Source organism: Bradyrhizobium genomosp. III (assembly GCF_000261705.1).
GTDB lineage: Bacteria > Pseudomonadota > Alphaproteobacteria > Rhizobiales > Xanthobacteraceae > Bradyrhizobium > Bradyrhizobium ottawaense.
In genome coordinates this window covers 26,120-39,601 of sequence record NZ_AJQF01000256.1, presented here as the reverse complement: position 1 = coordinate 39,601, position 13,482 = coordinate 26,120, and the positions used below count along the sequence as shown (strand labels likewise).

General features: G+C 66.2%; 13 protein-coding genes. 4 read left to right on the top strand and 9 right to left on the bottom strand.

The annotated features are described in order from the left end of the window. Nucleotides 1–136: 136 nt before the first annotated feature. The 5 genes from mctP to IC66_RS0122015 form a co-directional block, all read right to left on the bottom strand. Complete coding sequence (gene mctP, locus IC66_RS0122035; protein ID WP_038949069.1) at nucleotides 137–1,627, bottom strand: monocarboxylate uptake permease MctP; 1,491 nt, start codon at nucleotides 1,625–1,627, stop codon at nucleotides 137–139. Further along, nucleotides 1,617–1,793, bottom strand: coding sequence for a DUF3311 domain-containing protein (locus tag IC66_RS43550; protein ID WP_028143295.1), 177 nt, complete (start codon nucleotides 1,791–1,793; stop codon nucleotides 1,617–1,619). Before IC66_RS43550 ends, mctP begins: the two co-directional genes overlap by 11 nt. A gap of 357 nt (nucleotides 1,794–2,150) precedes the next feature. After that, entirely contained in the window at nucleotides 2,151–3,023 is an 873-nt protein-coding gene (locus IC66_RS0122025; RefSeq protein WP_028143296.1) for an MlaD family protein, read from the bottom strand. 42 nt (nucleotides 3,024–3,065) lie between these two features. Further along, a complete protein-coding gene (locus IC66_RS0122020) occupies nucleotides 3,066–3,836 on the bottom strand; it encodes an ABC transporter ATP-binding protein (protein ID WP_028143297.1) in 771 nt (256 codons plus the stop codon). Nucleotides 3,837–3,838: 2 nt separating this feature from the next. After that, nucleotides 3,839–4,972: an MlaE family ABC transporter permease gene (locus IC66_RS0122015; protein ID WP_028143298.1), complete on the bottom strand. Its 1,134-nt coding sequence runs from the start codon at nucleotides 4,970–4,972 to the stop codon at nucleotides 3,839–3,841. A gap of 134 nt (nucleotides 4,973–5,106) precedes the next feature. On the opposite strand from IC66_RS0122015, the gene dgcA reads away from it, so the two are divergent. Beyond that, nucleotides 5,107–6,102: an N-acetyl-D-Glu racemase DgcA gene (gene dgcA, locus IC66_RS0122010; RefSeq protein ID WP_038949068.1), complete on the top strand. Its 996-nt coding sequence runs from the start codon at nucleotides 5,107–5,109 to the stop codon at nucleotides 6,100–6,102. Here dgcA and IC66_RS0122005 read toward each other — a convergent pair. Further along, nucleotides 6,072–7,268, bottom strand: coding sequence for an MFS transporter (locus IC66_RS0122005; RefSeq protein WP_038949067.1), 1,197 nt, complete (start codon nucleotides 7,266–7,268; stop codon nucleotides 6,072–6,074). The genes dgcA and IC66_RS0122005 overlap by 31 nt on opposite strands. A 75-nt stretch (nucleotides 7,269–7,343) precedes the next feature. Here IC66_RS0122005 and IC66_RS0122000 point away from each other — a divergent pair, with 75 nt between their 5' ends. Next, nucleotides 7,344–8,783 (top strand): hypothetical protein, encoded by a 1,440-nt coding sequence (locus tag IC66_RS0122000; RefSeq protein WP_038949066.1) that lies wholly within the window; start codon nucleotides 7,344–7,346, stop codon nucleotides 8,781–8,783. A 215-nt stretch (nucleotides 8,784–8,998) separates the two neighbouring features. Here the strand turns inward: IC66_RS0122000 and IC66_RS0121995 are convergent, their stop codons facing one another. Continuing rightward, nucleotides 8,999–9,358 carry a hypothetical protein gene (locus tag IC66_RS0121995; protein WP_038971722.1) on the bottom strand — a complete coding sequence of 120 codons (360 nt, stop codon included), beginning with the start codon at nucleotides 9,356–9,358 and terminating at the stop codon, nucleotides 8,999–9,001. A gap of 149 nt (nucleotides 9,359–9,507) precedes the next feature. Between IC66_RS0121995 and IC66_RS0121990 the strand changes: the two genes are divergently transcribed. Further along, nucleotides 9,508–9,891, top strand: a complete 384-nt coding sequence (locus IC66_RS0121990) for a VOC family protein (RefSeq protein WP_038949064.1) — start codon at nucleotides 9,508–9,510, stop codon at nucleotides 9,889–9,891. Here the strand turns inward: IC66_RS0121990 and IC66_RS0121985 are convergent. Continuing rightward, nucleotides 9,888–10,331, bottom strand: a complete 444-nt coding sequence (locus IC66_RS0121985) for an RbsD/FucU family protein (protein ID WP_028143304.1) — start codon at nucleotides 10,329–10,331, stop codon at nucleotides 9,888–9,890. The two genes, IC66_RS0121990 and IC66_RS0121985, sit on opposite strands and share 4 nt — an antisense overlap. Before the next feature lie 165 nt (nucleotides 10,332–10,496). On the opposite strand from IC66_RS0121985, the gene IC66_RS0121980 reads away from it, so the two are divergent. Continuing rightward, nucleotides 10,497–12,284, top strand: coding sequence for a caspase family protein (locus tag IC66_RS0121980; protein WP_038949063.1), 1,788 nt, complete (start codon nucleotides 10,497–10,499; stop codon nucleotides 12,282–12,284). A 182-nt stretch (nucleotides 12,285–12,466) separates the two neighbouring features. Here the strand turns inward: IC66_RS0121980 and IC66_RS0121975 are convergent, their stop codons facing one another. Continuing rightward, nucleotides 12,467–13,450 (bottom strand): threonine/serine dehydratase, encoded by a 984-nt coding sequence (locus IC66_RS0121975; protein WP_028143306.1) that lies wholly within the window; start codon nucleotides 13,448–13,450, stop codon nucleotides 12,467–12,469. Between the last annotated feature and the right edge of the window lie 32 nt (nucleotides 13,451–13,482).

Here is a 13,482-nt window from a genome sequence, read left to right as displayed (position 1 = left end):
AGACCGTCAGATCCGCCCGCGACGAGCGGAGTCGGAGCAAGGGCAGATACTAAAACGTTTTCAATCGCATGAAAGACTATTCATTCCGAACGAGAGCGGCGGCCGGAGGATCGCCGGCCGCCGCTCGCAGGTCACCTCAGGCCGCCTCGCGGGAGAGCCGCTCCTGCGGCGTGCGCTTGAGCACCAAATTGACCGCGACGGCCACCACGATGTTGAGCGCGAGCGCCAGCAGACCGGTGTAGATCGCAACCGGGCCAGCACCGAGGTCAATGCTGTGCAGCGGCTTCAAGCCGTCCGACCATGCCAGCCAGGATCCGCCTGCAAGGCCGACCGCCCAGCCGGCCAGCAGCGCCGTGCTCGAGAACCAGTTCAGATAGAGACCGAACACCAGCGCCGGCAGCGTCTGCAGGATCCAGAGGCCTCCGAGCAGCTGCAGGTCGAGCGCGAACTGCGTCGGCATCAGGAGGATGGCGAGCAGCGCGCCGACCTTCACCAGCATGGAGGTGATCTTGGCGACCTTCGCCTCACCTGCCGGCGTCACCTTCGGATCGACCCACACCTTCCAGAAGTTGCGGGTGAACAGATTGGCCGCGCCGATGCTCATGACCGCGGCCGGCACCAGTGCGCCGATCGCAATCGCGGCGAAGGCAAAGCCCGCGAACCAGCTCGGGAACAGCATCTTGAACAGCTCGGGCACGACGTCGTTGTTGCTGGCGAGCTTGAGGCCCGCAGCATGGCCCATGTAGCCCAGCAGCGCGAGCAGGCCGAGCAGCAGCGTGTAGGCCGGCAACAACATCGCATTCTTGCGGATCGTGTTGCCGCCGGACGACGCGAAGATGCCGGTCAGCGTGTGCGGGTACATGAAGGCGGCGAGCGCCGAGCCCAGCGCCAGCGAGGCATAGGGCACGATCTGCGCCGGCGACAGCAGGATGCCGCCCGAACCCTTCTTGGCGAAGGCCGCATCCGCCGCGGTGAAGATCGCACCGTAGCCGCCGAGCTTGGACGGCACGATCGCGATCGCGGCGATCACCACGATGTAGATCATGATATCCTTGACGAAGGCGATCAGCGCCGGCGCGCGCAGGCCCGACGAATAGGTGTAGAGCGCCAGCACCAGGAAGGCGAGAACGAGCGGCACTTCGCCGTGCAGGCCCAGCGCCTTGATCGCCACCTCCATGCCGATGAGCTGGAGCGCGATGTAGGGCATCGTCGCCAGCACGCCGGTGGCGGCAACGGCAAGCTCGAGCCCACGCGATCCGTAGGCGCCGCGCACCACGTCGCCGGCTGTGACGTAGCCGCGCTCCTTGGCGACCTTCCACAGCACCGGCATCACCGCGAACACGAAGGGATAGACGATGATGGTGTAGGGAAGCGCGAAGAAGCCGTAGGCGCCGACCGCGTAGACCAGCGCGGGAACGGCGATCACGGTGTAGGCGGTGTAGAAGTCGCCGCCGACCAGGAACCAGGTGATCCAGGTCCCGAACTTGCGGCCGCCGAGGCCCCACTCGTCGAGATGGGCGAGCGTCTCCGGCTTGCGCCAGCGCGAGGCGACGAAGCCCATGCCGGTGACGAGGACGAACAGTGCGAGGAATACGGCGAATGCCGCGCTATCGACATTAGTCAGCACGGCGCGCGCTCCTGTAAACGATGTAGGTGAGGAGCGAGGTCAGCGGCACCCAGGCGAGCTGATACCAGTAGAAGAAGGGAAAGCCGAACAGATGCGGCTCCCCGATATTGTAGAACGGCACGATCATCAGGCCGATGAACGGCAACAACAGCAACAGGCGTACCACGCGCTCTCCTCCCTGTGTGTGAAGTCGACGCGCTTTTTCGTGAGCGCGACTTGAGCGCGATATAGCGGACAATGACGGCCAGCCCCTCCCCCTACCTTGGCTCGGCCAGACCCCCATACTTTCGTATCGGCCCTGTCATTGCGAAGAGAGGTCTAACCCGTCACCCTGATTGAGGGATGACGGAATCGATAACGGGGCGGACACGCCAATCGTCGTTGCGAGGAGCGAAGCGACGAAGCAATCCAGATCGTCCCGCAGAGACAGTCCGGATTGCTTCGCGGAGCCTGTCATCGGTCCGCGCTACGCGAACCCGTTGGCTCGCAATGACGAGTGGAGAGGTCCGTGGACGACGCGCTGCTACCGCCTGCGCTCCGGCGCGGCCGGCCTCGGCGGCTCGGGCGGCGGAGGCGGTGGGGCGCTGCTGTTGCTGGCGCCGAACAGCACGCGGGTGGGGTTGCGGTCGAAATTGTTCACGGCGCGGCTGATGTCGCCGAGGGTGCGGCGGCCGTCGCTCATCAACGCGCCGGAGCGCTTGTCGAAATCGTCGGCCAGCTCGCGGATCGACTTCACCGCCTGGAACAGCTCGCCGCCGTCCTTGCCGCCGGCGAGCGTGTTGAGGCCGAGCATGAGGTTGTCGGCCTTGAGCATGACGCCGTCGACCTTGGCCATGACGCCGTCGATCTTCTCGGAATTGCGCGCGAGCGAGTTGGTGAAGGTCTCCAGATTCTTCAGCGAGTTCTTCACCGATTCCTGATTGTCGGCGACGATCTTGTTGATGTTCTGCAGCGTGCCGCGGATCGCCTCGGTGACGTCCTGGAGCTTGTTGGGGTCGGCCGTCAGCGTCGGGATGCCGTCCTGGTCGAGCGGCGGCGGGGCCGCGGCTTCGTCTCCGCCCTTGAGCGAGATCGCGGCAACGCCCGTGAGCCCTTGGAATTCGAGGCCGACCAGGGTGTCCTTGCGGATCGGGGCGTTGTTCTCGATCATGGCGAGTGCGACAACCCGCCGCGGGTTGTCGAGCTTCACCGAGACCACCTCGCCTACCCGGATACCGTTGAAATTGACACTGCCGCCGTTGCGCAGGCCCGCCGCCGGGCCCTCGAACACGACGCGCAGCGGGCTGCGCTGCTTGGTGGTGTGCAGCGACTGGAACCAGAGCACGAAGCCGATCGCCGCGGCGATTACCGCCAGCGTGAACGACCCGATCAAGACGTAGTTTGCCCGCGTTTCCATCAGGTGCTCCGGCTACTCATCACAGCTACTCAACCCCGCCACTCAACCCATGACCGCGCGGGCGCGCTTGCCATGGAAATATTGCCTCAGCCAGGGATGCTGCGAGGCCTGCATGTCGGCGATCGACCCTGCCGCTATGATCTTACCGTTCCCTAAAACGGCGATGCGGTCACACGCTGTGTAAAGGCTGTCGAGGTCGTGGGTTACCATGAAAACGGTGAGCCCCAAAGTGCGCTGGAGCGTCCTGACCAGCTCGTCGAAGTCGCCAGCGCCGATCGGATCGAGGCCCGAGGTCGGCTCGTCCAGGAAGACGAGGTCCGGATCGAGCGACAGCGCGCGCGCCAGCGCGACGCGCTTGATCATGCCGCCGGAGAGCTCGGACGGGAAGCGCTCGGCAACCTCGGGCTTGAGGCCGACCATGGTGAGCTTGGCCATGGTGATCTCGTCCATCAGCCGCTGCGAGACCCGAAGATATTCGCGCATCGGAAACTGGATGTTCTGCCGCACGGTCAGCGAGGAGAACAGCGCCCCCTGCTGAAACAAGACGCCCCAGCGCCGCTCCACGTTGCGGCGCTGCGACGTGTTGGAGGAATCCAGGTCGACGCCGAACACCTCGATGGAGCCCGCGACCTTCGGCACGAGACCGATGATGGTGCGCGTCAGCACCGACTTGCCCGCGCCGGAAGGACCGACGAAGCCCAAGATCTCGCCGCGCTTGACGTCGAGGTTGAGGCCGTCGAGCACGCGCGTGGAGCCGAACTGCACGGTGATGTCGCGCACGCGGATGATCGGATTTTGGATCTCGGGAGCCATCGTCACATCCCGATCGAGGCGAAGAAGATGGCGAACACGCCATCCATGACGATGACGAAGAAGATGCCCTTCACCACCGAGGCCGTGGTGTGCTGGCCCAGCGATTCCGCGCTGCCCTGCACGGCGAGGCCCTCGACACAGGCGACGATGCCGATCACGGCCGCCATGACCGGCGCCTTGACGATGCCGACGATGAAATGGTCGATCGAGATGGCGTCGCGCAAACGAAGCAGGAAGGCCTCGGGCTCGACCCCGCCATAGAGCCAGGCGACGAGACCGCCGCCATAGAGCGCGGCCATCGCGCCGAGGAAGGCCAGGATCGGCAACGCCAGCACCAGCGCCATCATGCGCGGCAGCACCAGCACCTCGATCGGGTCGAAGCCCATGGTGCGCAACGCGTCGATCTCCTCGCGCATCTTCATCGAGCCGAGTTCGGCGGTGTAGGCGCTGCCCGAGCGGCCCGCGACCATGATCGCGACCAGCAGCACGCCGATCTCGCGCAGCACCAGCACGCCCAGCATGTCGACCACGAAGATGTCGGCGCCGAAGCGGCGGAAATGAAAGATGCCCTGTTGGGCGATGATGCAGCCGATCAGGAAGGTGATCAGCACGATGATCGGCACCGCGCGCCAGCAGACCTGCTCCATGTGATGCACGGTCGAGGTCAGGCGAAACGAGCGCGGATGGATCAGGACGCGAAATCCTGCCGCGAGCACGGCGCCGAGCATGTCGACGAGACCCGCGACCGTGCCGCCCACGCCGGCCACGGCCCGGCCGATCTGCTCCAGCATGCCGGTGATGGTCACGGTGCCGCCGTCGACCACGGCCGTCGCCCTGACCCGCCGCACCTCGTCCACGAGGCTGGAATAATTGGCCGAGAGACCCGCGATCTGCGCCTCGACGGCGCCTTGGGTCAGGCTGCGGCGCAGCCGCTCGATCAGCCAGGCGCCGAACGTGTCGAGCTTGGCGACTTCGGAGACGTCGATGAAGATGCTTTGCTGGCCGCCGGCGAGCTTCTCGGCGTCGGCCACCATCCGCTCCAGGACCGGCGCGAAGCTGGCCGTCCACGTCCCGGTGGCGCAGAGTGCCAGCGCGTTGCCCTTGGCAATCCGTTCCAGCTTCGGATCGCTATTCAAGATGTCCGCTCCCGTGCCGGGGCGGAGAAAATCAGATAGTTGCGCACGCGCCCTTACCCAGAGAAGGTATCCCCAAGTGGTTAATGTTAGTTGCTAGAGGTAACTAGCAGGTTCAGATTTCGCCAGAGTTCAAAATGACTTCCATGAAATTTGCTGCCCTGGCGGCGCGAATCGAGCGCTTCCCGATCGCGGGCAGCTTTACCATCAGCCGGGGCGCCAAGACCGAGGCCGTGACTATCGTAGCGGAGGTAACCCGGGACGGGCTGACCGGCCGCGGCGAGTGCGTGCCCTATCCCCGCTATGGCGAGACGCCCGAGGCGACGCTGGCGGCCATCCAGGCCATGCAGCAGGCCGTCGCGGACGGGCTGACGCGGCAAGCCCTGCAGGCCGCCATGGCGCCCGGTGCGGCCCGCAATGCCCTGGACTGCGCCCTGATCGACCTGGAGGCCAAGGCGGCGGGCCTGCGGGCCTGGAACCTGCTCGACCGGCCGGTGCCGGGCGAGCGCACCACGGCGTACACGATCTCGTTAGGGACCCCCGAGGCCATGGCGGCCGCCACCGCCAAGGCGGCGCACCGGCCGCTGCTCAAGATCAAGCTCGGCGGCGACGGCGATCCCGAGCGGATCGCCGCGGTGCGCAAGGCCGCTCCCGAATCCGAGCTGATCGTCGATGCCAACGAGGCCTGGACCGAGGCCAATCTGGCGCACAATCTCGCCGCCTGCGATGCCGCCGGCGTCACCCTGGTGGAGCAGCCGCTGCCGGCCGGCCGGGACGAAGCGCTGGCACGGATCAAGCGCCCGCTCGCGGTCTGCGCCGACGAGAGCGTGCATGACCGCTCCTCGCTGGTCCCCTTGCGCGACCGCTACGACGCCGTGAACATCAAGCTCGACAAGACCGGCGGCCTCACCGAGGCCCTCGCGATGGCGGACGCCGCGCAGGCGCTCGGCTTCGAGATCATGATCGGCTGCATGGTCGCAACCTCGCTGTCGATGGCCCCCGCGATGCTGGTGACGCCACAGGCGCGCTTCGTCGATCTCGACGGCCCCTTGCTGCTGGCGCGCGACCGCGATCACGGCCTGCGTTACGATGACAGCCTCGTCTATCCGCCGGACGTTTCGCTCTGGGGCTGAGGCTTGAGCCGGTGCCGCGCCGACCAGATCAGAAGCGCGCCGGCCGCCGCCATCGCAGCCATCGCGTAGTACAATCCATCGCCGATGCGGGCGTAGATCGCACCTGACGCGATCGATGTCGCGGCGCCGAGCAGTCCGTTGCACGCGGCGTAATAGCCCTGCCCCCGCGCGATCTGATGCGAGGGCACGCGCTGCACCAGGAGATTCATCGTGCCGACGATGGTCATGCCGAAGCTGAGGCCGTGGCCGAGCTGGACGATCGCCAACAGCGCGAGCGGCGGCTCATTGGCAGTGACGATCCAGCGCAGCACGGCGCTGAGACCCCCGATCGCGATCATGGTGGACGGATGCAGCGAGAAGCGCGGCGACAGCGCGAACACCACGATCTCCGCGATCACGCCCAACGTCCACAGGCCCGCGATCGTCAGCCCACTGATCCCATGGAGCTGCCAGTTGATGGCGGAGAAGGTGTAGTAGGCGACGTGGCTGCCCTGAATCAGCGCGGCCGAGACGATGACGGCCCAGAAGCCGGCATCGCGCAGCAGCGCCTTGCCGGCATGCCTCTCCGTGGTTTTGCGTCTGACATCGTCCAGCGGCTGAAGCAGCAGGCCGGCGGCGACCGCAACGACGGCCCATGCGACGATGACCCAGATCAGGTCGCGCGCGGCGATGTGGTCTACGAGATAGCCGCAGGCGAGCGAGCCGGCGGCGAAGGCCGCCGAGCCCCACAGCCGCAAGGGTCCGTAATCGAGCCCGTAACGAGCGACGCCGCGCAACGCATAGGCATCGGTCAGCGGCATCGTCGGCGTCCACATCATGCAGGTCAGCGCGTAGATCAGGAACAGCGCCAGCGGCTGCTGCTGCAGGCCGACCGCCGTAAAACCGATCGCGGTCGCCAGCACCGACACCATCATGCCGGCGCGAATGGCATGTCGCTTTTCGGCGAAGGACGTCACTTGCGGCAGCGTGGTGAAGCGCGTGATCGCCGGCAGCGCGTTGATGAGGCCGATCCAGGCCGCGTCGATGCCGATCGCCTTCAGCCACACCGGAAAGAACGGCAGATGCGTGCCCGAGACCGCGAAGACGGCCGAATAGAACAGGGCGAGGCTGACGGCGAATCGCCGTTTCGCCGATGCTGGCGTGGGGATTTGTGATTCGGGTGCCATCAAACCAATTGCGATTCGGTCGATATCGTGGTGATCGTTACTGTAACGCGCGGTGATTTGCGCGACGAGATCGCAATGGCCAACGAAGCATTCGCCCTTTCGCCCATGTCTGCCCGCGCGGCCGAGCCGAACGAGCAGGATTACGACGCGATCCGCGAAGCCTTCATGGAGACGGCGCGCGGCCGCTGGTTCCTCGGCGAATACGCCAAGCGCAACCGCAACGCCGACACGAGCATGGTGCTCGACGCGGTCGCGAAAATCGAAGAAACCCTTGCGGCACAGCGGCAACCCGTCGTCGAGGACCGCCTGCCCGAAGCCCTGATCGAGATTCGCCGCGCGATCCGCGAGGCCGAGACGATCGCCATCGCCGCCTTCGATCCCGCCGCGATCGAGACGAGCCTCGCCGCGATTCCGCGCGGCGTGCGCATCATCAAGGAGATCTCCTGGCGCTGGCGCGAGATCGGTGCCGACGGGCGAATCTGCGACCTCATTGATTCGCAGCTCGCCTCGATCGAGGCCGCCTGCGGACAGATTTCGACCATCGATCCCCGCGTCGAGCTCAAGGCCGCATTCGATCTGCTCAGGGATCGGGTCGAGCAGACCGACGGCGACGCAACGCCGCAGGCGGCGGCTCCCGCGTCCGCTCCGGTGCAGGAGGCGCCGTCATTCGCCGCCGAAGCTCCGCCTGCCGAGACCGCGCCCGCTGCGATGGCGAGCGAAGCACCCGTGGCTTTTACGGAGCCACCGCAGGATCTCGCCGCGGCTGCCGAGCCCGAAGCAGCCGCTGACGCGACCGTCGCCACCGAAGCGTTCGCCGAGGCGGAACAGGCAATGGACGCGGCTGTTACGCCGGAGATTGCGGCCGAGAGCCAGATGGCTGTCGAGAGCACCGCGCTCGACCAAGTCGCGCCTGAAGACGTCGCGCCCGAAGCCGTCTCGTTCGAAGAGCCGGCCCCTGAACCCGTCGGCTTCGCGGAAGTCGCTGACGCGTTCGCGCTCGATGCAGCCGCGCAAGCCGAGGACGACGCCGTGCTCGAGGCCATCGCGCTCGAGATGGCCGCGCCCGATCCTGATTTCGACGAGATCATCGCGCCGGTCGAGATGGAAGCGGCCATTGCGGAGTTGATGGTGGCGGAGGCCGCAGCGCCCGATGCCGCGGAGCTTTCCGAACCGATCGCGGAAGAGCCGGTCGTCGCAGCGGTGGCGGAGGAGCCCGCCGCCGACGCGCCGATCGCCATGGATTCGCTCGCGCGCCTCACCGACGCCATTGCGGAGGCCGCCGCCGAGGTGATGGAGCAGCAGGCCCCGGCCATGGCCGCGACGGCGAATTTCGCCGCAGCGCCGACAACGTCGCTGCCCACGCCCACGCCCTTGTCTGCTTCCTTGCCCGAGACCTCGCTCGGCGCCACCATCCTCGCCAGCGGCATCCTGCAAAAGCCCCGCGCGCCGGCCAACGATCCCCTCGCCCCGATCCGCCGCATGACCCAGGCCGAGAAGATCGCGTTCTTCTCGTAAGGGGGAGCATCGTGTCCCGGACAAGCTGCAACGCGCCAGCGTTGCAGCGCAGAGCCGGGACCCAGAGGCTATGCTCTCCGCTGCCACATGGGCCCCGGCTCAGCAGCGCACCGCTGAAGAAGCGCTGCGCTGCGTCCGGGGCACGAGTAAGCGAGAAGGCGCGCACACTTTCTCCGCATCGTCATTGCGAGCGCAGCGACGACGCGATCAGCTGGTCACCCGCAATTCCACACCGCCCCAATCGGCGTGCGCGTCCAGCACGGACCAAAACTGCCGCCATTGTAGCGGCCGCCGTTGAAGCCGGGGCGGCCGAAATAGTGCCACTCGCCGTCCCAGCGGTAATATTGCGGCACCGGGTCGATGTACCAATGGCGCCGGTCGGCGCGCGACATTCGGCGCATCGCTTCCTTTTGCTTGTAGAGCGGAATGCTGTTGCTCAGCGGCTGACGATAGCCCGGCAGGAAGCCGTAGCCCTTCCAGACGGGCTTGGGACGCTTTTGAACGGGCTCAGCGGACGCCACAGTCGGCAGCAGCGATAGGATGATGGCAACGAATAGACACACAAAGCGGGACATGGAGAAACCATAGACAGTCAGTTCCCGCCGCGCCATTCAAATTCGAGTGCGGGACGTTTCGCCGCTTCTGCCGAGCGGCCGCTCTCGATAAGCTCGCAACGCGCAGCGTGAACGCGGCGCGGACCGCTTGCATGTGCCGGAGTGACCGAATGCCTGAGAGCCCGCGCGTCGGCGCCTTTGCGATCGTTCCCAGCAACGATCTTCCCGCCGCAATTCCGTTCTGGGAACGGCTCGGCTTTGCGCGCATCGGCGGCGATGCCCGCTATGTCATCATGAGCGGCTGGGGATGCGAGGTGCATCTCACGCAAGCCGGCGATGGCCCGTGGCGCGTGCCGGAGCACAATCCCTTTGGCATTTTCATTCGCACGCCCGAGGTCGAGGCCATTGCCGCGCGCGTGGACGATCTCATCATCCGGCCCGGCGGCGTGCTGCGCCACCGCGAATGGGGCATGTATGAAGTCGGCATCAACGGCCCCGACGGCCTTCTCGTCCGGGTTGGCTGGCCGTCGGAGCTGATGCGCCAATCCGGCTAGCCGATCACGCCCTTCCTGATCAGGAAGCAGCCGTAACCTCTGCTGTCCCCCACCTGCACGACACCAAACCCCGCCGCCGCCGCGCGGTAAAAATCCGGACGCGAGAGCTTGCCGGGAGCAACGGCGCGTCCGACCGCACGCTCGATCTCGGCCAGCACGGCGCGCTGCACGTCGGGCACGCGGTCGGGATCGTCGACCGGCGCCATCACGCGCACCGGGTCGGGATCGAAATCGTCGAGCGGATAGAGCGTCATGATGGCTCGGACGGCCGTCTCCATCGTCATGCCCGGCAGCTGGATCAGGCGCTGCGACGAGGTGCTGCGGGCGATGTGCGTGGCCGGGTGGTTGGCGTCGACGACCACGAGGTCGTCGCCGTGGCCCATGGAGGCCAGCAGCCAGAGCAGGTCGGGCGTCAGGATCGGATCGATCGATTTCAGCATGTGACGGCAGTTCCCCTTATCGATCGCTCACCATAGCAGGTTCCGAGCGTGATTCAGATCACGCAAGGCCACCATGGTGAGGGGGATCACGGACCTCAAGCTCGAACGCGGCGAGGCTCCCCGGCAACCAATCTCGCATCGAGATCAGTGCCAAAGGAGCACGCCATGTTCCGCCTAAAGCCTTTCCTGATGACAGCCAGCCTTGTGGGAAGCCTGTTCGGCTTCGCCTGCGGCCCCGTTTCCGCGCAAGTTGCCCCGGTCGAGCCGGCCCCCACCGCGCTGCAGGGCCCGGAGCAGCGGGTGGCGCTGGTGATCGGGAATTCGAACTATAAGAACGCGCCGCAACTCGCCAATCCCGACAATGACGCCGAGTCGATGGCGAAGTTCCTGAACTCGGCGGGGTTCGAGGTGGTTGCCGCGACCGACCTGACCCAGAACGACATGCTCCGTGTGGTCCAGGACTTCTCCGCCAAGGTGTCCGCGCGCGGTCCGAACACGGTGGCGATGGTCTATTACGCCGGTCACGGCGTGCAACTCGCCGGCGAGAACTATCTCGTTCCCGTCGACGCCAAGGTGTCGAGCCAGACCGAGCTCGTCAATAATTCGGTGCGGCTGGTCGACGTGATGTCGACGCTGGAGACGATCCCGAGCCGCATGCGCATCGTCATCCTCGATGCCTGCCGCAACAACCCGTTCCCTGATGTCAATGACGCCGGCCGCGGCCTCGCCATCGTCGATGCGCCGAACGGCTCGATCGTCGGTTACTCGACCGCGCCGGGCGCCGAAGCGCTCGACGGCACCGGCGGTCACAGCCCCTACACGCAGGCGTTCCTGAACGTCGCGCGCGAACCCAACGTGCCGATCGAGCAGTTGTTCAAGCGCGTCCGCCTGCAGGTGAACCAATCCACCAGCGGCGCGCAGATCCCGTGGGAGAGTTCCTCGCTGACCTCGGACTTCACCTTCTTCGGCGACACCGCGGTTGCCGCCAACCGCGCGCCCGTCAGGGCGCCGGTGGTGCAGATGGCCTCCAACCTGCCGAGCCGCTCGACGCGTCAGGCCTATGACTACGTCGTGTCCGAGGGCCGGCCGGAATATTATCAGGAGTTCATCCAGATGTACCCGCACGACCCGCTGTGCGACCACGTCCGTTGGCTGCTCAACAACATCCTGCTCTCGCAGGCCTGGCACAAGGCGGTGCTGGTGAATTCGCCGGTTGCCTACAAGAGCTTCTACGACAGCTACGGCAACAGCCCTTATGCGCAAATGGCGCTGAAGCTGCAGACGCAGCCGAAGCAGATCCCCTTGATGCAGGCGACCAAGTTCCTGGCTCCGCAGAACATTGCTCCGACCTTCAAGATCGGCAATCTCGGCCAGCCCAAATACATGCCGCTGCAGCAGGGTAATGGCAACCAGATCAACGGCAATCTGCCGATCGTGCAGAAGCCGGTCGACGGTAACGTGATCGGCAAGCTCGGCAATGGCGGCCAGATCGGCAATCTGCCCTTAGGCAACAACCAGCCGAACGGCACGCCGTCGCAGACCCCGGGCAAGATCGTCACCCTGCCTGCGCCGACCAACACGACCACCAGCAATGGCGGCATCGGCAAGATCGTGACCCTGCCCGCGACCAACAACAAGCCGGACGCCGGCAACGGCACCCCCGGCAAGATCGTCAGCGTGCCGGTGAATGTCGGCAAGGGCGGCCCGAAGATCGAGACGAAGCCGGTCAACGTCCAGACGCAGAACAACCCGATCCGCGTCAACAACGGTAACACCGGCATCGTGAAGCCCAACAACAACCCGGTGAACAAGGTGCAGGTGCAGAACAACAATCGCCCGCAGTTCAACACGACCAACCGCATGGTCAACAGCGGCGGCAACAACTTCCGCCAGTCGATGAACCAGGCCCCGAGCACGGGCGGCGGCAATAACCACCGCGGCTTCATGCGCTGATCGCAGCGAGCCACACAACGAAGAAGGGGCAGAGCGGAAGCGCTCTGCCCCTTCTTCATGTCGACCCTCGACGATCGTCATTCCGGGATGCGCCGTGAGGCGCAGGCCCGGAATCCATTGTGCGGCAGAGACGGCGGAGAAGTGGATTCCGGGTTCTTGCTTCGCGAGCCCCGGAATGGCGGCTAGGCGACCAACTCCGCAAACAAATCCGCATCGACATTGCCGCCGGAGAGCACGATCACGACGTTCTTGCCGGCCACATCGAGACGCCCCGCCAGCAGCGCTGCGAGCCCCACCGCGCCGCCCGGCTCGACCACGAGCTTCAGCTCGCGATAGGCGAAGGCAACGGCGGCGCCGACTTCCTTGTCCGAGGCGGTGACGCCGCGCGCCAGCAGCTTGCTATTGATCGCGAAGGTCATCTCGCCGGGGATCAGGGCCATCAGCGCATCGCAGATGGTGCGGCCCGCCGGCGGATGCGGCTCGCGATGGCCTGCGCTCAGCGAAATGCCGTGATCGTCGAACGCCTCGGGCTCGGCCACCACGATTTCGGCTAGCGGATAGCGCGCCTTCACGGCGGTCGCGACGCCCGCGATCAGGCCGCCGCCGGACGCCGGTGCCACCACGATGTCGGGGCTGAGACCGAGCGTTGCCATGTCTTCCGCGATCTCGCGGCCGGCAGTGCCCTGCCCTGCGATCACGAAGGGATCGTCGTAAGGCCTGACCAGCGTCGCGCCGCGCTTCTCGGCGATGCCGCGCGAGATCGCCTCACGGTCGTCCTTGTCGCGATCATAGAGCACGACCTCGGCGCCGTAGGATTTGGTGCGCTCGCGCTTCGACAGCGGCGCATCCGCCGGCATCACGATGGTCGCCTGCATGTCGAGAATCTTTGCCGCCGCCGCCACACCCTGGGCGTGGTTGCCGGACGAGAACGCGACGACACCGCCGGCGCGCTTGTCCTGCGGGATCGAGAACACCTTGTTGAAGGCGCCGCGGAACTTGAACGAGCCGGTGCGCTGGAGCATCTCCGGCTTCAGGAAGACCTTGGCGCCGACGCGCTCGTTGAGCACGGGAAAGGACAACAGCGGGGTGCGGATGGCGTAGGGCGCGATCACGCGCGCTGCGGCGTCGATATCGGCAGGGCCGATCGGGAGGAGCTGTTCGGTCATGTCAGATCTTATCGCGGCCACCGCAGCGCGGG